General features: G+C 43.2%; 14 protein-coding genes. 8 read left to right on the forward strand and 6 right to left on the reverse strand.

What is annotated here, in order from left to right:
* Nucleotides 1-190: 190 nt before the first annotated feature.
* Nucleotides 191-2143: an iron uptake porin gene (locus ACT7WV_RS07735; RefSeq protein ID WP_445102342.1), complete on the forward strand. Its 1953-nt coding sequence runs from the start codon at nucleotides 191-193 to the stop codon at nucleotides 2141-2143.
* A gap of 97 nt (nucleotides 2144-2240) precedes the next feature.
* Here the strand turns inward: ACT7WV_RS07735 and ACT7WV_RS07740 are convergent, their stop codons facing one another.
* Nucleotides 2241-4070 carry an iron uptake porin gene (locus ACT7WV_RS07740; RefSeq protein ID WP_445102343.1) on the reverse strand — a complete coding sequence of 610 codons (1830 nt, stop codon included), beginning with the start codon at nucleotides 4068-4070 and terminating at the stop codon, nucleotides 2241-2243.
* 617 nt (nucleotides 4071-4687) lie between these two features.
* Between ACT7WV_RS07740 and ACT7WV_RS07750 the strand changes: the two genes are divergently transcribed.
* The 3 genes from ACT7WV_RS07750 to ACT7WV_RS07760 all read left to right on the forward strand — a co-directional run bounded on the left by ACT7WV_RS07750 (nucleotide 4688) and on the right by ACT7WV_RS07760 (nucleotide 8912).
* Nucleotides 4688-5692 carry a multicopper oxidase domain-containing protein gene (locus ACT7WV_RS07750; protein ID WP_463424152.1) on the forward strand — a complete coding sequence of 335 codons (1005 nt, stop codon included), beginning with the start codon at nucleotides 4688-4690 and terminating at the stop codon, nucleotides 5690-5692.
* Between the two features lie 175 nt (nucleotides 5693-5867).
* Complete coding sequence (locus ACT7WV_RS07755; RefSeq protein ID WP_445102346.1) at nucleotides 5868-6680, forward strand: hypothetical protein; 813 nt, start codon at nucleotides 5868-5870, stop codon at nucleotides 6678-6680.
* A 435-nt stretch (nucleotides 6681-7115) separates the two neighbouring features.
* On the forward strand, nucleotides 7116-8912 hold the full coding sequence (locus ACT7WV_RS07760; protein WP_445102347.1) for an ABC transporter ATP-binding protein: 1797 nt from the start codon (nucleotides 7116-7118) through the stop codon (nucleotides 8910-8912).
* Between the two features lie 52 nt (nucleotides 8913-8964).
* Here ACT7WV_RS07760 and ACT7WV_RS07765 read toward each other — a convergent pair whose 3' ends face one another.
* From ACT7WV_RS07765 to ACT7WV_RS07775, 3 genes are all read right to left on the reverse strand, one after another.
* The gene (locus ACT7WV_RS07765; protein ID WP_445102348.1) at nucleotides 8965-10257 is read right to left on the reverse strand and encodes a phospholipase D-like domain-containing protein; all 1293 of its coding nucleotides are present in this window, start codon (nucleotides 10255-10257) and stop codon (nucleotides 8965-8967) included.
* A complete protein-coding gene (locus ACT7WV_RS07770; RefSeq protein ID WP_445102349.1) occupies nucleotides 10254-11330 on the reverse strand; it encodes a DUF3616 domain-containing protein in 1077 nt (358 codons plus the stop codon). The genes ACT7WV_RS07765 and ACT7WV_RS07770 overlap by 4 nt, the downstream gene beginning before the upstream one ends.
* Before the next feature lie 365 nt (nucleotides 11331-11695).
* Entirely contained in the window at nucleotides 11696-11878 is a 183-nt protein-coding gene (locus ACT7WV_RS07775) for a CsbD family protein (RefSeq protein WP_445102350.1), read from the reverse strand.
* Between the two features lie 312 nt (nucleotides 11879-12190).
* Here ACT7WV_RS07775 and ACT7WV_RS07780 point away from each other — a divergent pair, with 312 nt between their 5' ends.
* The 3 genes from ACT7WV_RS07780 (at nucleotide 12191) to ACT7WV_RS07790 (ending at nucleotide 14499) form a co-directional block, all read left to right on the forward strand.
* Complete coding sequence (locus ACT7WV_RS07780) at nucleotides 12191-12655, forward strand: CsbD family protein (protein ID WP_445102351.1); 465 nt, start codon at nucleotides 12191-12193, stop codon at nucleotides 12653-12655.
* A 213-nt stretch (nucleotides 12656-12868) separates the two neighbouring features.
* Nucleotides 12869-13216 (forward strand): hypothetical protein, encoded by a 348-nt coding sequence (locus ACT7WV_RS07785; RefSeq protein WP_445102352.1) that lies wholly within the window; start codon nucleotides 12869-12871, stop codon nucleotides 13214-13216.
* Between the two features lie 605 nt (nucleotides 13217-13821).
* Nucleotides 13822-14499 carry a class I SAM-dependent methyltransferase gene (locus ACT7WV_RS07790; RefSeq protein ID WP_445102353.1) on the forward strand — a complete coding sequence of 226 codons (678 nt, stop codon included), beginning with the start codon at nucleotides 13822-13824 and terminating at the stop codon, nucleotides 14497-14499.
* 137 nt (nucleotides 14500-14636) lie between these two features.
* On the opposite strand, the gene abc-f is transcribed toward ACT7WV_RS07790, so the two are convergent.
* The gene (abc-f, locus tag ACT7WV_RS07795) at nucleotides 14637-16238 is read right to left on the reverse strand and encodes a ribosomal protection-like ABC-F family protein (protein ID WP_445102354.1); all 1602 of its coding nucleotides are present in this window, start codon (nucleotides 16236-16238) and stop codon (nucleotides 14637-14639) included.
* 384 nt (nucleotides 16239-16622) lie between these two features.
* On the opposite strand from abc-f, the gene ACT7WV_RS07800 reads away from it, so the two are divergent.
* A complete protein-coding gene (locus tag ACT7WV_RS07800) occupies nucleotides 16623-17747 on the forward strand; it encodes an acyl-CoA dehydrogenase family protein (protein WP_445102355.1) in 1125 nt (374 codons plus the stop codon).
* A gap of 84 nt (nucleotides 17748-17831) precedes the next feature.
* Here the strand turns inward: ACT7WV_RS07800 and ACT7WV_RS07805 are convergent, their stop codons facing one another.
* Nucleotides 17832-18128: a LuxR C-terminal-related transcriptional regulator gene (locus tag ACT7WV_RS07805; RefSeq protein WP_445102356.1), complete on the reverse strand. Its 297-nt coding sequence runs from the start codon at nucleotides 18126-18128 to the stop codon at nucleotides 17832-17834.
* Between the last annotated feature and the right edge of the window lie 47 nt (nucleotides 18129-18175).

Here is an 18175-nt window from a genome sequence, read left to right on the forward strand (position 1 = left end):
TATTACCTTTCTAGCAAAAAAGCTCTTTGTTCTCAGATGATTGCCTAGGTTTTTTAAAAAACGGTGAATAGCTGCTACGAAAGTCCGCCTTATTGGGAACAATAAAGTGGAATGCTTTAGCGATGCTTAAGGGTTATCTACCAAAAGCAATAAAAATCGCTATTGAAATTTTTGGTGTGAGATTTTTACTATGAATAAAAATAAAAATCGACTGACTTGTGTTAGTGGGACGAGTTTCTTCTGCTTACTAGCTAGCTGTGGATCTTGGGGAACACTATCTGCGATCGCTGGGACTACTGAGACCTTGAATTTAGAGTCAACAACTATAGCTCTGGACTATAGTTTGCCATCAGTTGATTTTACAATTCCAGCTCAAATAGCAGATAACAATTCCCCAGTTGATTTTACAATTCCAGCTCAAATATTAGATAGTAATTTTCCAGATTCATCCCCTGTGGAACAGGTTAACTCTGTAGCTCAAATCCCGCAGAGTAGTTCCCCAGATTCATCGTCAATGGAACAGGTAAACTCTGTCTCTCAACTGTCCGAATCAATGGGACAGGTAAACTCCGTCTCTCAACTGTCGGATGTTCAACCTGGAGACTGGGCCTATGAAGCACTCAGAAGCTTAGTAGAGCGTTATGGCTGCATTGCTGGATACCCAGATGGCACCTTTCGTGGTAGCAGCGCCATGACTCGTTATGAGTTTGCAGCGGGCTTAAATGCCTGTATGCAAGTGATTGAGAGATTAATTGCGAGTAACACCAACTCAATCAATGGAGAAGATTTAACCGTATTGCAACGGCTGGTTGATGACTTTGAGGTGGAACTGACAACCCTGGGAGTACGCGTAGATAAATTGGAAGGACGTGTCGCTTCTTTAGAAGAAGATCAGTTTTCTACTACTACTAAACTCAGCGGTGAGGCTATCTTCTCAATTGTTGGTGCTACTGGTGGTGACAAAGACGATAGTGATGGTGTTGCAGGTGATGATCCAAATATAATTTTAGTTAACCGCGTCCGCTTAAATTTAACTACTAGTTTTACAGGCAAAGATGCCTTAATCACTGGTTTACAAGCGGACAATTTTGGAGGTGCTGTAGACGGTTCGGGCAGTATTCAAAATACTTTGTTTCCCGGCGCATCTTTTTTGAGCGCAGGTTCAACCAAACTCAGCTTTGAGCCTCAGTTTCCCCGATTCAATCCTCAAGATTTGTCGGCAATTGATTCTAATTCAATTGGACTATATAAGCTACTTTACGTTTTCCCAGCTCCAGGCGTCAAAAATCTCACTCTCTTTGCTGGAACTGCTGCCGAAGTTTCCGACGCATTCCCAACAATTGTTCCTTTTTCTAGTGAAGGGCAAGGAGCAATTTCTCGCTTTGCTAGCCTCAACCCGGTAGCACGAATCTCAGGTGGGACTTCTCAAAGGGGTTTAGCATCACCAGTTGGTTTCATCTGGAAAATTTCTGAGCGAGTAGATTTGCGTGCTTTGTACGGTAGTGTTAACGCTGCAATTCCTAGCCAGGAGGACAATAATGTTCTAGGGGCAGGCTTTTTTGGCGGTAGTACGGTTGCAGCCGCCCAGCTAACTCTTAATCCTACCGACAGTATTGATCTGGGTATTAACTATGCCCACAGCTACCATGACCTGAATATCATGGCCCTCGGACTCACCAGCTTCTCTTCGGAACCTCTGTTTATTCCTGGATCAGACCCTTTTAATACACCTGTACATATTAATTCCGTGGGTGCTACTGTAGCTTGGCGTTTGTCGCCAAAAGTCACTTTGACAGGCTATGGTTCATACTTCTTCGTGGATGCTGTTGCTGGCCCTGATGCTTCTTCCAACTTCAGCAGTTGGATGGCAGGTCTATATTTTAAGGACGTACTGAAGGACGGCAACACAGCAGGTTTACTCTTTGGGCAACCACTGCATCGGGTTAACGCCGACGGTGCAGCAGAACTGAGCAAACCCGGTGTTGACAGGGCAACTCCTTACCATTTGGAGGCTTTTTACAATTTTAAGCTCAACGACCGTCTGAGTGTAACGCCCGGTGTTTTCGTTCTGTTTAATCCAGAAAGTGACGCCAACAACGACACTACGGCAGTAGGTGTACTGCGCACTACCTTCTCTTTCTAAGCTTTGCTACCAGCCTCATTTGGTGAGCGGTATTTTCCAGCAGATCCCCGACTTCACCAATCAGATTCCTTCAGAAGTCGGGGATTTGGGCTCAATATCAAAAAGCAAAAGTGGTTCGCACAGTGCCAATTACCAAGTCTTCGTTGTCCTCATTGTGATTAGGAGCCGTAATCCAGATAACTCCAGGTGTAATAGCAATATTATCCGTCAGCTGATACTGGTAAAAAGCCTCGAAGTGCAGTGAAGTATCCTGATCTTCCAGGTTATTACCATTGATATTAATGCTAGAACCAGTTACTTTCGGCTCCATACCCACAATAATTCCTGCCAGGTTGCCTTCTTTACCCAAATCAGGGAAACCTAAAGTAACAGCCCAATTCCAAATATCGAGGTTACCCCGCTCTATTGTCCCTCCCAGAGTAGATAGAGTGCCAGCGTTAGTATAGCCAGCCCAACCACCGAGGACGAAATTATTGCTTAGTTGCCAAGATAGTTCTACTCCGTAGGAATTGCTATAAGTAGGAACCTCAGAGCCGATGAGATCTTCAGTAAACGAACGGAAGTTGGAAAGATTACTACCAGCACCAGTATCAAGCTGATTGTAACCGTGAAGATAGGTCAGACCCAAGTTGATGCGCTCAGTTGGCTTGAAGACTAGTTGGGCTAAAGCACTGTAGGGGCCATTAAATAAGCCACTGCCGTTAGCTGGATCACTGGCTTCACTTGCTTGATACCCTACGCTCACCTCCAAACTACTACCTAGTTCTGTGGTAATGCCAATTCCTGCATCTCCAAAGGGGTAATAAATTGGGTTGCGAGTGCCAAACACGGACACAGCACCACTACCGCCATCTCCGTCTAAAAAGTTGACAGTGCTGGCAAAGTCATCGGATGCACCCCCCGTGGCAGCAATTAAGACTTCTGTATTATCGCCCAAGGGGAAACGATAGTAGAGAACCTCGACGCCGACATCATTATCTTCAGGTTGGGCAAAGCCAATTTCTCCTTCAGATGTACCAGTGACTTCAGAGAATTCGGGAAAGTTACCTGTTGCCAGTCGTGTAAATAATAAATCTTGACCAGTGAAGCTGGTATTGAGCTCTAAACGCGTCCGGTGACCCAGAACAGGTATTCTATCCACTTCGTTGCCGTCAACATCATCTCCTGTAACAACGCTAGCCAAACCAAAAACAACTTCTCCTCCCAGCTTGGTTGTCGTGGAAAACTGATGATCTTCCAGAAACGCCACGCGCCCTTCTAAGTTATCAACTCGCGTTCCCAAAGTTGCCAGTTCGGCTTCAAACTCACTGACGAGTCGTTGCAGTTGCTCTAAATCCTCACGGGTAACTACAGAGTTATTTTCTTGAATTAAACGCTCAATTTGGTTGAGACAGGAGTTCAAACCAGCGGCAAATTCATAACGGCTTAGGGGTGCTTGACCCCGGTAAGTGCCATCGGGATATCCCACAATACAGTTGTAGCGTTCTACAAGCGATCGCAAGGCTTCATAAGCCCAGTCGCCAGGGGAAACATCCCGAAGCTGATTGACACTGGTAATTTGGTCGAGGGAGCTAGTATCACTCTCGTTGCTGTAGCGGTTGATTTGTTCTAGTACACTGGCTTCGTTAATCTCCCTAGGTGTTTGAGCTACAAAATTTTTCTCACTTAAATGAGTAAATTTTCCCTCGTCCTTTTGCTGGGAGAATTCTAAGGATTCCTCTCCGAGAATGGTTTCTAGTTGAACATCTGTAGGAGAAGTAATTACCAGTACCTGCTGATGATCATCAACAGAAGCCTCAACTGTTTGATGTTGAGTCTCTTCAAGTATCAGTTTCGTTTCTGTCGCCGTCGCACTAGTTGCAACTAAGAATGTTGCCCCTAAAATTGCTGGGCTAATCTGCCACAATCGACAAAAGTTTGTAGACATCTTTTGCTTGCTCACACCTTTAAATCAGTTGTATAGATAAGGTTGTAATTTCTGATGACTCAACCTGGGGCAAAAAAATGGAATGATTTTCATTCTCAAAAATACAGCCCAGATGCCCTCTTAAGAAACCATTAGCTTGATTTACGGCTATTTGAGAATCCTCCCCTTTTGAGTTGGTTGTTGCGCACTCGAAACACACCCCACTCAACAGCAGTAGGCAGTACAGTGGTGCTTTCTCAGCAATAAATTATGGCTTGAGCCTCTCGACATCCGTTCAGACTATTGCTAATCTTTATTCTTAGTTTGGCGAGGGTTATCTGGAGTATTATAAGACCTATTCTCAAAAAAGCTGAATATTCATGTAGGTCATCATCTCAACTCAAAAGGCTGCAATTACTAGCTTGTATGATTTTTTTAGGGAAATATCCTGAAAAATAGGACTGCTTATTCAGATAAAATATCGTTGATTTATCAGAAATTTTTCTGAATAAGTACGCTGATATGACCAGGTACATGATAGGCTTTCAGGAGAAATTATCATTATTAACCTCCTATTAACCCATGACTTTCCTTTGACAACTCAAGACAAACTGATTAAACCCCACCAATAGTCGTACATGTCAAACCCTTCTGTATCACCAAAAATTAAGCCTTGGAGTCGCCGCCAGTTGCTGAAGTGGGGACTAACAGGGACTGGCGTAGCTGGTGCCGCGCTTTCTTGGCGTGGCTTGACGAACAAGTCACAGGTGTCGGCGAGAATACCACCAATCACAAAGCAAGCGCTATCAGTGACTGGTAATGGTTTCAACCCCATGGCTATATTGCGAGACTTTGACTATGGAACCATTAAGCATGAAAATGGGCGAAAGATTCGGGAATTTCAGCTTATTGCCGAGAGTTCCACCTTCCAGCTTAATAGTGCTGTTTCTTTCGTTAGCTGGAATGTGAATAATCGCGTTCCCGGGCCAACTCTTCGGGCGACAGCAGGCGATCGCCTGCGGATAATTTTTCGCAACGAAGGCGGACATTCTCATAGTTTGCACTTCCACGGCAATCATCGTTCTGAGGTGGATGGGGTAAAACCAGTACGTCAAGGTAAGGAGGTGATTTACGAGTTTGATGCCGAACCCTATGGAGTACACCTTTACCATTGCCATATTGCACCAGTGACACGACACGTCAGCAAAGGACTCTATGGCATGTTCATCATTGATCCACCAGAGGGACGTCCTCCGGCGGATGAAATGGTGCTGGTGATGGGTGGTTACGACATCAACAACGACGAAAGCAACGAACTGTATGCCTTTAACGGACTGCCCAACTACTACAGAGATCACCCCATCCAGATCTACCAAAATCAACTAGTGCGGCTGTATGTGCTCAACATGATTGAGTTTGACCCAGCGGTAACTTTTCATATCCACGCTAATATGTTCCGGGTTTATCGCACAGGTAGAACACTCAAACCCAATGAAGAAACCGATGTAATCACGATGGGAACGGCAGAACGACATATCTTGGAATTCTCCTACCCTTATCCCGGTGAGTATATGTTTCATCCGCACCAAGATGTAGTTGCCGAACATGGGTGTATGGGAAATTTTCAGGTAATTCCTAGTTGACAAAAATTGCTACTCTTCTAAATAAAATTAAGAGCTAATTTGAAATCTTTTTTTCCTCTAGCAATCCTAGGTGAATCGCGAAAACTTCCATTTGATCTCTTGTGTATCTGTGGTTAATTTTTTTCATGGATTGAGGACGGCTATAGTCTTTTATTTATTACCAGGAGTTAAAAACATGTCTTCTTTTCGCTCGTTGTATGTTGTGAGTGTTACTGCCGCTTTAATGGCGCTAACTGGTTGCGGTAACCCGGAGACAGCTACCACTTCTTCCCCTGAAACTAATAGTTCTAGTTCTCATGCAGGTCATACAGACACCACAGCGGAGAAACCTGCTGCCACAGAGGGTAAAAAAGACGATGTTGACTACATGACTACTTTGGGATTAATGAAAGGACATCTCATCGTAGCTAAGGAACTAATAGACGAAGGAAAACCTAAAGAAGCAGAACCTCATATTGGTCACCCTGTAGAAGAGCTTTATGGTGATATAGAAGGCGAGTTACCTGAGCGCAATGTCAAAGACTTTAAGACAACTTTGAACAAATTAAACGATACAGTAAAATCTCAGCCTAACGCTCCCGAACTGGCCACTCAGTATCAAGAAGCTACCCAAGAAATTGATGGGGCAATTGAGGTATTACCAGCAACTGAGCGTCAGTCTCCTGAATTTGTACTTAAGGTAATCAACAGGATGTTAAATACCGCTGGGAAGGAGTATGAAGCTGCGATCGCTGATGGTAAAATTACTGAGGTTGTTGAGTATCAAGATTCACGGGGTTTTGTACTGTACTCTGAAGACCTTTATCGTAATATTTCCGATCAAATGAGCAAAGAAAACCCTGAGGCTCATCAAGCAATCGAAACTAGCATGACGGAACTCAAAACTGTTTGGCCTTCTGTAGACGCTCCTGCTGTTCCTGTAAAAACTCCGGAGGAAGTATCAGAACTGATTGAAACTATTAAAGAGAATAGTCAAAAAGTATCATAGTTTCAGGGCAATGACTTAACTAGAAAATGGTTGTTTGTCGTTAGAAACCTGGCGTGGTGGGAATTTGCCCCACGTCAATCTATTTACTCATGGTGCCCGTGATCAAAAACAAGGCAACTAACCACAGAGGAATGCCTTACTTTTTCCTGATACCGCAATACTGATACCGAAAGAGAGAAATAGTAGATGCACCTTGATGACCTCCCTCGGCGACTCCTTCTCGCTGGGGGTTTCTTTTTGCAGGGTTATATAGTTGATGATTAGAGAGGTTCAGTAATTCCTTTCCCGCTCATCTCCTGATTGTGCCGCCTTTTTTTTGTTTTGGCTTTACATTAGCTTGATAGCGATTCTCGGTCGAATGCAATACACCTTGTGCCAAACCAGAATCTTTGTATTTGATCAAGCGTGAGAACTGCTATAGTTAATGCCTTTCCCATGAACAGTCCGACCACTAACTCTCAGACTGACCGATCCCACTACTCCTACACTCGTCTTTATCGAGGCGATCGCCCCCTGAGAACACTACTGATCCTCTACCGTCAAGACTTGGGTAAGCTTGGCTTGTCAATGGTGTTCTACGTAATTAAGCATAGCCCGGAGTGGATCAAGCCTCTAGTAGTCGCCAATGTTATTGACATCATCTCTAACCCGGATAAAAGCTCATTATCAGACCTCTGGCTTAACGGGGCAATTCTTGCCGCTTCTGTAGTGCAGAATATCCCAACTCATTATCTGCACATCAAGTTTATGAGCGTTGCTACCCGCAACATGGAGTCCAATTTACGCTCACTGATCACCCGACATCTACAAAACCTGGAGATTGGGTTTTATAAGTACAAAAGCACCGGAACCCTACAAAACAAACTCTTGCGAGATGTTGAGCAAGTTCAACTCTTAACAACCTATGTCTTTCAGTATGTACCTTCTGCCATTCTCACCATCTTGGTTGCGATCGCAGTTACTGCGGTTCGCGCACCTTGGTTTTTAATTTTTTTTATGGCCACTGTTCCGGCTGCTGTAACTCTGGTGCGATTGCTGAAAAAGCCAATACGGCTGCGCAATCAAGCTTTTCGTCAGCAGCTAGAAGGCATGTCTGCACAATTGCTAGAAATGATCAAACTAATTCCGGTCACGCGGGCCCATGCGGCTGAAGACCAGGAAATAGAAAGAGTTGAGCGCCGCTTGAGGACGGTGCGACACTCAGCAGTGCAATTAGACTCGATTAATGCGATCGCTAATGCTTCTTCTTGGGTGACGCTGCGGTTGTTTAATTGTGTTTGCCTACTCACCGCAGGTTGGTTGGTCTACACGGGTAAATTAGGAATTACGGTAGGCGATGTAGTCTTGCTCACGGGCTATTTTGATTCTCTAACCACTTCCCTAGTGCAAATTATGGCAGTACTACCGGAAATTGGTAAAGGTTTTGAGTCAATCCGCAGTCTTGGTGAAGTGCTAGAGTGTCCAGACGTAGAACATAATTGGGGCAAAGTTCCAGTTAAACAAGTGCGTGGTGAGTTTATTTTTGAGTCGGTCAGTTTTACCTATCCTGGTGCACAACAATTTGCCCTCCAAGACTTCTCTTTACAAATAAAACCGGGTGAAACGGTAGCAATTGTCGGGCGTTCTGGGGCCGGTAAATCGACGCTGTTGAACCTGATAATTGGTTTTCTGCGCCCAACTACAGGACGCATCTTACTTGATGGTAGTGAGATGAATACCCTCGATTTACGAACCTACAGACGCTTCCTTTCAGTAGTTTCTCAGGAAACTATTTTGTTTGAAGGCACTCTCAAAGAGAATATCCTCTATGGCTCAGAACATGTCAGTGAGGAACTTTTAAAACAAGCAATTAGGGATGCTAATGCCTGGGAATTTATTAGCGAACTATCTCAAGGACTCAACACACCAATTGGTGAAAACGGGACGAAACTTTCTGGTGGACAGCGGCAACGGCTAGCGATCGCTCGTGCTTTAATCCGCAATCCCCGTGTTTTAATTTTAGATGAGGCGACAGCGGCCCTTGATACAGTTAATGAGGCTTTGATTCAAGAAGCATTAGAGCGATTGAAGCTTAACCGCACTACTTTTGTCGTGGCTCACCGCCTCTCCACAATCCGCAAAGCTAATCGAATTATTGTCCTCGAAGAAGGGCGTATTGTTGAGCTGGGCAATCACAATCAACTGTTAGCAAATAATCGAACTTATGCACAGTTACACGCTTTGCAGACTTGAGGAAAATCCCGTAACTTTTGCTGAAAACTTAGATACATCCATCTTAAAAAATTCAAAGCTGCCAGTAAAAGAGAAGGAAGAAACGCCCCTTAAGCTGTTCCCAAAAAGAGCGACGCTGCCAATCTGTGTAATTAACACGGCAGCTTTTAGAAAAGGCATCTAAGAAAAAGCGCTCAATCTTTGGAAATAATTGCTCTTGAGCGGTAAAGAGATTTAATTCATCGTTACGGAAAAAACTACGCGGGTCAAGGTTGGCACTACCAATACTGACCCAAGAATCGTCTACCAGTATGACCTTAGCATGCATCATACTGGGCTGGTATTCGTGAATTTCAACCCCACCACTTAGTAGGTAACCGTAAAGTTCGCGGGATGCATAGTAAACAAACTTTTTATCGGTATGGGGTCCCATTGTCAGAATACGTACATCAACTCCTTGACGCTTTGCTCTCAATAGTAATTCGCGGGAATTGGCATTGGGCAAAAAGTAAGGGCTAGCAATCCACACCCTTTTATTTGCTGACAAAATCACCGATTGAAAGAAGGTGCGAATCGAAGAATCTCGATAACTAGGGGCTTCCCCTGGGGTCACGAGGATTTTTTCTCCCTCAGCATCGTTGGGCTGAAGATTTCTTTGAGATAAGTCAGCGGTGCCGCCAACATCTAGCCAGTGTTGCAGAAAAAGACCCTCAAGTCTGGAAATCACTGCACCTTGGAAACTGACTTCATAGTCGAGCCAGGGTGCTTGGTCACCAATAGCTTCCATACCGTCCCAATGATCTGAAACTCCAGCACCCCCAATTAGGGCGACTTGCCCGTCAATTAGCAGTAACTTACGGTGATTGCGCTCTAAATAATCTAAGGGCGCACGGATGCTAAAGGGGTTGAAAAAGCGAACCTCAACACCTGTTGCTTGCAGTCTTTGCCAGTACTGTTGAGGAATTGATTTAGCGCCGTAGCTATCAGTAATTAGCTGAATTTTCACCCCAGCTTGAGCTTTTTCTGCAAGAGATAAGGCAAAGTCATCAGCACGGTGACCAGGGGTCATAAAAAAGGTTTCAAACTGAATCGAACTCTTGGCCTTGCTAATTGCCTCAAGTCTAGCCTTACTAATTTGCTCGGCTTCTACCCAAAATCCTGTTACTTGACCTTGGCTAACAAAAGAGTCAGACAAACCGGCCACAGTAAAAGCAAATTCGTCTGTCGCTGGTGAGGGTAAATTTTTTAGATGATACTTAAACCGACGGCGGAAGCCACCCCGGACATACATAATCAGTAGTGTGAGGAGAACCAAGCAGAGAGCAAGACTGCCTAGCCACCAGATCAAGGCATCAAAGAGTATCATTTGAGTCGAAAAATATCAGCAAAAACTTCCTTTGATCCAGTTCTTCTCTTGGGGTCTGGTGAGTCATAAACTACCATCAAAGAGTCCGGTTGTCCCAAACAAGGATATAGCGCTAAACCTTCGGCGTGGTCTGTACCGAAAGTAAATGGTAGGTCAAATAAAACCTCCAGTTCTTCTGCATCTTGCCCAAAGATAGTATTTCCTGAAAGCTCTAGCGCCTTGTTCAGCTTAAAGACTCTCATGGCCCCTTCTAGATCCATTGTTGGGCCTGCCAAAATAATTAGATCTTCCCCATACAGGCACAGTTCGCGCACTCCCATGCCATTTAAGTCTACAAAATGTTTTTTGTAGAGCTGTCCTTCTTTTCCGATTTCTTTGAGTGTCAACACTCCGGGTTCTACTTCTTCAACTTCTATCTCCAAAATAATTGCCCAACCTCGCAGCACAGGGCCACGTAAGCCGAGGAAAAGTTGGTCGCCGCGAACAGCTAATCCTTCAATATCTAATCCGTTGTCTTTGGAAGGAAGAAAGCTAGAAACAATAGAGCCGAGATGGGGATCTTCCGCTAGTGCGTCTATCAGTAAGTCACCCTTATCTGTTTTCTGGAGGCAAGCTGCTGTTAGTTTTTGTTCTCCACCTTCGGGAAAAGAACAAGACTTAACTAATTCGCCGTTAATTACAGGAACACGAGCGAGTAAGTAGCGATTTAAATCAGTTTTAATTGTTGCCAGTCCTTTTATATCTTTTTCAGGTTTTTTCCCTTTAGTCTTTTTACGTTTCGTACTGTGAGAACCTGTTAACCAGAGATAATTATCTGAATAATCCATCCCTTCAATATCAATTTCGTCTTTTTGATTAAATAGCTCGACGAAATCTGCTAATTTAAACGGTCGATGTTCACCAAAAATGTATGGTTCAACCAAAGATAAGCGTTCAACTCCAAGCAATTCGTCAGAACCAATCCAGAGACTACCATCAGGCGTTATAGTAACGGCTGAGATATCTTCAACTAAATCCTCAGATTCACTATCAAAGCGAAGTAGGACACGACTGAGTAAAAAACCTTCTGACATGATTGAATTAAGTTATAGAGGTAATAGTTTCGATCAACCTTCAAAAAAAATTGGTAACTACGGAGTTCGATTTGATCAAGTTGACCCCAAGGGTAACTTTAGCTTACCTGATAATTAAATATCTTCTAAGTAAATAAGCCAAAAAGTTTAGGGATTTGGTAAATTATGCCCTAGGCTATCCCCATATTTAAGGTCGAGGAGGGTTGCCTACAGCCTTAGCAAATAAAGTAAGTGGAGGCTCAGCTACCTCCAAGTAACTGAGCCTCCGCTGTATCAAAAACGCCAAGCTTTTGCTTTCTTCGTGCTTAAGAGGTAGCAGGAGCAAATATGACTTCCTCTACCTACTAATCAACACAGCGCTAGAACTAGTCAATTGCTTTCTTGACCTTTTCTTTCGCGTTTTCTACAGTGTGCTGCACTTTGGCTTCAGCTTGCTTGCCTTTTCCTTCGGCTTTATCACCAGGATCGCCCGTGACTTCTCCCATCATTTCCTGGGCTTTACCCTCAATATTTTTAGCAGTTGCTTTGGCTCTATCTTCGGTACTCATGTTTATTAACCTCTATTTTTTACATGACTGCCTTAAATAATTTAGGACAGTCTTGACTAACGATTACCAATTTATCTAGGTTTCTATTTTTACTCTTCTATCCAAAGGTGTATAAAAACAGTAATTCCTGAAGAGATTTAATAATCAAGATAAATATACTTGATATGTAGTTCTTCAAAAACTTGTTAGTTCGTTTGTGCAGCAAGAACATCAGCTAAATTAATTCTATTGGTAGATGCTTCAAGCAATGCAGGCAAGCTACATTTAGGCTTCAGACTAAATACACAACTTGAACCTGAATTTAGATAATCCATGAAAAATAAAAATAACGCCTTAGTCGATTTAATAGCTCAGAGAGTCAAGCAGGTATTGCTGACTACTTGTTTCCTCGTAGCACTTGCCTTTATCGGAACAGGAACATCTTTTAACCTCATACCTGCTGCCAATGCAGCCACTCTAGAAAATCCCTCCTTTGTCGTTGCTCTTGGCTCTAGTGCTACTAAAGAGGTAGAACAACAAGCAAAAGGAATTCTCGACGAAGGAGCTGGCGCTGGTACAGCGGATAAAGTTCAAGGTAGGCTCAACGAGGCGATGGGCAAAACTGAGCGTAATCTGGACAAGGTAACTAGTCAAACAGAAGGCACTCTGAAAGAAGTACAGGGTAAGGCTCAACAAAATCTCGGTGAAGCTAAGAATAGGACTGAGTCTGCTGGTTCGGATTTAGAAGATGCCGGTGAAAACGCTCTAGATGCTATCAAAGACTTCTTTGGACAGTAAAAAGCAAGAAATATTTATTACCGTCCGCTACCCCAACCATATCTACTAAACGACAACAATTTCCTCGTCAGGAAAATCCTTAAGGGTAGAAGTGCTGCTCTTGTCGTGGCAGCACTGTTAAATTTTTGATATTCCACTTTCGGTAGATGCGTAGAATCAGGGTTTTATTTACCATCTAGATTAGTAAAAAGCAAGTAAATTTTGGAGGCAGTTATGACTAACCCAAACCAAAGAATAGAAACCGACAACTACGATAGAGGAATTACTCCTGCAGAAACAGCAGCTCGCATCGAAAGAGAAGGTCAGCAGTATAAACATACTCCTGAAAAAGAAGGAGAGATTGATACGACAAGTGGCTATACAACCGATAAAGAAGGCTTGTTAAATAACTATGCAATCGAGCCTGAAATGTATGTCGATGAACCAGGTGACTTGAGGGAAGAGGAAGAGCAAAGAACTGCTGAACGCAACGAAGAATTAAAAGAAATGAATCAGACTGATGAACAAGGAAAGCTGACTATGGAGAAAGATAGTCGTGGTAAAGGAACAGGCATAATTTAGTTTCAGTTACCTGAACTATCAGGAATTGAGTACTATGCGGGATAACCGTAACCTCCTGGAGTAGATCATCAGTTCCTGGGGTTGAAATAACAAAGTTAATTTAATTGGCATTTCAATCCAACCAGGGTTCAGCCGAGCATGTTACTCAATTCAAAGTAAATGTTTGTCTAAGCTAAGTTAGCGCTGACTTGCTTTCCAAAACATTTTTAATAAAAACAACTCTTCCGTACATAGTATGCTAAATCAACAGTCAAATAAGCAAATGAAGCTATAATCTGGCACACTACATGCTAAACTGGGAGACTTAGTCCTCTTCTGTCACTCTCCGAAAACTTTTGCAATTTCTGAATTCTGGAGTTCTTATATAGTATGCAACCGCATACTTTTTTATTCCTAGAAATTTATCAGAGCAGGAAAATTGCCAAAATTAGATGAGCCGATGAGCCAACGCGGCATTACCTAATATACCTTCTTTCTAGAAAATATTAATAATAGGAAAAACCGGAAAGTGACAGAAGAGGGGTATTACTTCAAGCCCAACTATTTGTAGGACTCCTTAACGAAACTAGTATTAAATCAGTGCCATTCAAACTATAGCTATAGCTATGGATAATAATGAACAACGCCTCCTAGATTCATGGAACAATAATGCCAAGTCTTGGACACGGGTAATTCGTAATCAGCAAATTGAAAGCCGGGTTCTCGCGACAGATTTAGCAATATTAGAGACAGTAATTGAACTTCACCCGAAAAACTTCTTGGATGTGGGATGCGGTGAAGGCTGGTTGTGTCGTAAACTCTTTTCCCAGGGAATTGATGGTTGGGGAGTTGATGCCTCTGCTGAACTCATTGAGGCAGCACGGCACGAGGGCGATGCTCGATTTCTGGTATCTTTATACTCTGACCTGACATCCCAGAAATTTGGTGATATAGCTAATTTTTCTTGCCTGATCTGTAACTTCTCAATTCTGGGGCAGCAAGATTTAGCTCAGATTGCAGAGGCTGGACTTCATCTTTTAGAGGTAGACGGCAAAATTATCGTTCAAACACTTCACCCCATAATCGCCTACGGTGATGCTGCTTACACTCCGGGATGGCGGGAGACTTCGTGGCAGGGAATCGCAGATGAGGAGTTTCAACCTGCTCCCTGGTACTTCCGGACTATACAATCCTGGATCGAGGAGTTCCATGCCCAGAATTACCGATTACTGGATTTACGGGAACCGTGCCATCCCGCAACCAATAAACCTATCTCAATCATTTTTGTTTTTGAGCGACAGTAACATCTTTCTAAGATAGATGTGGGAACTGGCTCAAGAAGCAGGGGTTGCATCACTCACTTGTGGCGCGGATATCTCGATACTACACTAGACAATTGTTGCACAACTTTGATGGGATTACTATATCAATGCACTGATTGCTAGCTACCAATTAACTCCTGATAATATTCCTCCGTTTCCTCCGGTAAATAATTTGTTCTTTGCAGCATTTGATTGCGCAACCAATAGGAAGACTTAATCTGAATACGGCTCAGAAAGTCTAAGTCGTGGGAAATCACCCAAAGTGCCCCTTGATATTCATTTACCGCTTCCACCATTTGATCTACGGTGGGAATATCCAGATTGTTAGTTGGTTCATCTAAAATCAGCCAATCAATTTCACAAATGCTAATCATCGCTAGTGCTAATCTCGCCAATTCTCCTCCACTCAAGACTGATGCTGATTTATAAACATCATCTTTAAAAAAAAGAAAGTGTCCAAGCTGCTGTCGCATAAATTGATACTCTAGCTCCGGATTTGTAGCTTGCATATTCTCCAGAATTGTTAAATCTCGATTCACTAATTCATAGCTTTGATCGAGATAAACTACTTTCATGGTTGGAGAAAGTAAGACTTCGCCGGATTCCAGAAACGCTTGCGACTCTTTTGAGTTAATAATTGCTTTGGCTAAGCTAGATTTACCAGAACCATTTCCCCCTGCAATCGCAACTCGATCTCCAGAAGCCAAATGCAGGCGAATATTTTCGATCAACAGGCGATCAACCATCCAAAGATTTGCCCCCTGAATTTCCAGAATGTTTTTGTGTTTTTGACTCCTTTGTTCGAGCTGAATACTCGTTGCTTTATGGGTTTTAACTTTTGTCTCAGCCATTTTGTGAGTTGCGTTTGCAATGGCTGCCTCATGCTTCTGCTTTAGTTTTCCTGCTGTAACTTCGGCTTTACGTTGCAATGCTCCGGCAACAATTTTTGGCATGCTATCGCGCTGTAGATTACCGTTGCGACGAGATTGAGCTGCTCTTTTTTGCTCTTGCAGGGCAACGAATTTAGTCCGTTTTAGTTCCTTTTTGGCAACCTCGTGTACTCGCAATTTTGCGGCTAATTCTGCCTGTTTATGTTCTCGATATAACGAAAAGTTTCCCCCGTATACGGTTACTTTCTCAGGCGTGAGTTCCCAAGTTATATTAACAATTTGATCGAGAAAGAAAGGTTTGTGAGAAACAATAATAAATGCCCCCTCGAACTGCTTAAGAAACTGTTGCAACTCTTCTAGTGCCAGATAATCCAGGTGATTAGTCGGTTCATCTAGCAGCAGGACATTGGCTTGTTGAGACAAACCAATCGCCAGAAACAGTTTCGTGAGTTCGCCCCCACTTAAATGAGCAATTGATAGAGACAAATCTAGTATGGTGTTGAACTGTGCCTCCAAAATGTTGCTAATTTTCCACCACTCATCAGAGATGGAACAGAGGAAATTAAGCACTGTATCCCCTTTAATTTGCTGCCTAATAGTACTGATTTGGGGCAAATAGTAGATTGATCCATGACGCCCCACAGAACCTAAAGTAGGCTCAATCTGCCCTGCCAAAATTTGCAGCAGCGTCGATTTACCAACTCCATTAGCACCGACAAGCGCCACGCGATCGCCAGCAGCAAGGCTTAATTGCACGTTTTTAAATAGCCTACGCTCTGGCGGAAGTTCATATGTCAAGCTTTCGGCCAACAAATAGGGCTGTTGTGGCATATTGACCACCTCCGATTTGTCAAATCTGTAAAGTATTTAGCAACCCCCCCTTCAAAAAAGGATTGCCATAGAGCTTTCAAAACCAGTAGTTTTTACTGTCTACTAGCTCTTAGCTGAGAAAGGGTTTAAATTAGCCAAGTTGTAGCGTTGTTAGGCTCATTGTCTGAATTTGTAATCAAGGCTATCTGTACTACAGTATATACTACATGAGGGGATTCTAGATCAAGATGTTTCCTGATCCTGATTGAATTGCATTTCTTGACAGTTCGATGTTGGAAAAAAATAGATCTCCTGCAGGAATCAAGCTAACCCTCTCCAAAGCCTGTGGCAGATTCCTATAGTGTGAGAGTGTTATAGTTTAACTTTTTAGGTCGGGTTTACTAGATGTCACCTTCAGCAAAGAACCAAGGTATTGCTCACGAAATAAAAAAAGATGACCAGCAAGAGTTGCTAGACGTGGCTGAGTCTTACCTCAAGGAGTCGGTTGCTCCTTTAGCTTCAGAAATTGATAGTACTGTCGAAGTTTTGCAAGATGCCCTTGAGGGCATGGGGAAGCATTCTTTACTGGCACTAAAGGTTCCCCAATCCTGGGGGGGTGCCCAAGTAAGCCAAGAAATCTATCACCGCTTTTTACAGTTAGTGGTACGCTACTCTGGGGCTTTAGGGTTTCTACAAATCCAACACCAGAGCGCTGCCGGATTGCTCAGCCAAAGTGAGAATGAGTCCTTAAAACAGCAGTATTTACCTTTAATGGGTAAAGGTCAAGTATTAGTTGGTATTGGTTTTTCCCAATTACGGCGCCGAGGCAACCCTTTAGTGAGAGCAATTCCCCTAGCAGGAGGGTATCAGATCAAAGGACAGGTTCCTTGGATAACAGGTTTTGGCTTCTTTAAGGACTTTATTGTGGGTGCAATGCTTCCTGATGGTCAGGAACTTTACGGCATGGTGCCTTTGAGGGATACTTTTTCTAATGCGGGTGGCGCAATTACTTTTAGTGAGCCGATGCAACTAGCGGTAATGGAGTCAACTAATACGGTTAGTGCTAATTTTACCGATTGGTTTCTATCCTCAGAGCAAGTAGTTTTGCTCAAACCTCAAGGTGCAATTCACGAAAAAGACAAAAAAAATGTTATACAACCCGGTTTTTTGTCCTTGGGATGCGCTCAAGCAGGACTCGATATTATGGAAGCTACAGCCCGTAACAAAAAACTAAATTTCCTCAACCAAGCTTTTGACTCCCTGCAAGAGGAATTCAATCGCTGTGAGGATGCTATGATACAGGCTTTGCCTCCAGAAGCTCTTTCTTTTGAAGAACGACTGCAACTGCGAGCTTGGGCAATCAATCTGGCAGGAAGGTGTAGTCAGGCAGCAGTGATAGTTTCTAGTGGCACTGCTAACTATAAATATCACGCTGCACAGCGAGTTTATCGAGAGGCGCTGGTCTTCAGTGTCTCTGGTCAAACTACCCTAGCGATGGAGGCTAGTCTTAATCGATTACTTCATTCTTAAGTGAAGCAACCGAAGCTTCTCAGAAAGAGAGCAGATTATCTCTTAACTATTGTTAACCAATAATGTTTTATTACAGCTTGTTGATTAATCCCTCAAAGTTCGCTCTGATACCGAAGAATTTGATGAATTCGATTGTAAATATGTATTTATCAGGTATTCCTGTAAACGAGGAGCTTTAACTGGTCCACTGCCACTAATCCTGAATTTCTTGTAAATCCCGGTTAGATGAGTGGTTAAGGAACTCTCAGAAATATGGAGAGCTTCCGCAACCTGTATTCTACTTTTTCCTCTACTAAACAGTTCGATCAGAACATCCTCTTCCTTAGGCGAAAGTTTTTTATCATAAGCTATCCGAGTCAGAAATTCCGGTGGTAACCACATTAGCTTTTCCCCTACTCATCTAAAAGCCAGTCTAGCCAAAGTATTTT

Source organism: Symploca atlantica LB2515 (assembly GCF_052546295.1).

Bases quoted from the DNA above. Each gene is read 5' to 3' on its own strand.
- ACT7WV_RS07760 (WP_445102347.1), top strand. From the start codon at position 7,116: ATGAACAGTCCGACCACTAACTCTCAGACTGACCGATCCCACTACTCC.
- ACT7WV_RS07770 (WP_445102349.1), bottom strand. From the start codon at position 11,330: ATGTCAGAAGGTTTTTTACTCAGTCGTGTCCTACTTCGCTTTGATAGT.
- ACT7WV_RS07800 (WP_445102355.1), top strand. From the start codon at position 16,623: ATGTCACCTTCAGCAAAGAACCAAGGTATTGCTCACGAAATAAAAAAA.
- ACT7WV_RS07765 (WP_445102348.1), bottom strand. From the start codon at position 10,257: ATGATACTCTTTGATGCCTTGATCTGGTGGCTAGGCAGTCTTGCTCTC.
- ACT7WV_RS07780 (WP_445102351.1), top strand. From the start codon at position 12,191: ATGAAAAATAAAAATAACGCCTTAGTCGATTTAATAGCTCAGAGAGTC.
- ACT7WV_RS07750 (WP_463424152.1), top strand. From the start codon at position 4,688: ATGTCAAACCCTTCTGTATCACCAAAAATTAAGCCTTGGAGTCGCCGC.
- abc-f (WP_445102354.1), bottom strand. From the start codon at position 16,238: ATGCCACAACAGCCCTATTTGTTGGCCGAAAGCTTGACATATGAACTT.
- ACT7WV_RS07790 (WP_445102353.1), top strand. From the start codon at position 13,822: ATGGATAATAATGAACAACGCCTCCTAGATTCATGGAACAATAATGCC.
- ACT7WV_RS07785 (WP_445102352.1), top strand. From the start codon at position 12,869: ATGACTAACCCAAACCAAAGAATAGAAACCGACAACTACGATAGAGGA.
- ACT7WV_RS07805 (WP_445102356.1), bottom strand. From the start codon at position 18,128: ATGTGGTTACCACCGGAATTTCTGACTCGGATAGCTTATGATAAAAAA.
- ACT7WV_RS07755 (WP_445102346.1), top strand. From the start codon at position 5,868: ATGTCTTCTTTTCGCTCGTTGTATGTTGTGAGTGTTACTGCCGCTTTA.
- ACT7WV_RS07740 (WP_445102343.1), bottom strand. From the start codon at position 4,070: ATGTCTACAAACTTTTGTCGATTGTGGCAGATTAGCCCAGCAATTTTA.
- ACT7WV_RS07735 (WP_445102342.1), top strand. From the start codon at position 191: ATGAATAAAAATAAAAATCGACTGACTTGTGTTAGTGGGACGAGTTTC.
- ACT7WV_RS07775 (WP_445102350.1), bottom strand. From the start codon at position 11,878: ATGAGTACCGAAGATAGAGCCAAAGCAACTGCTAAAAATATTGAGGGT.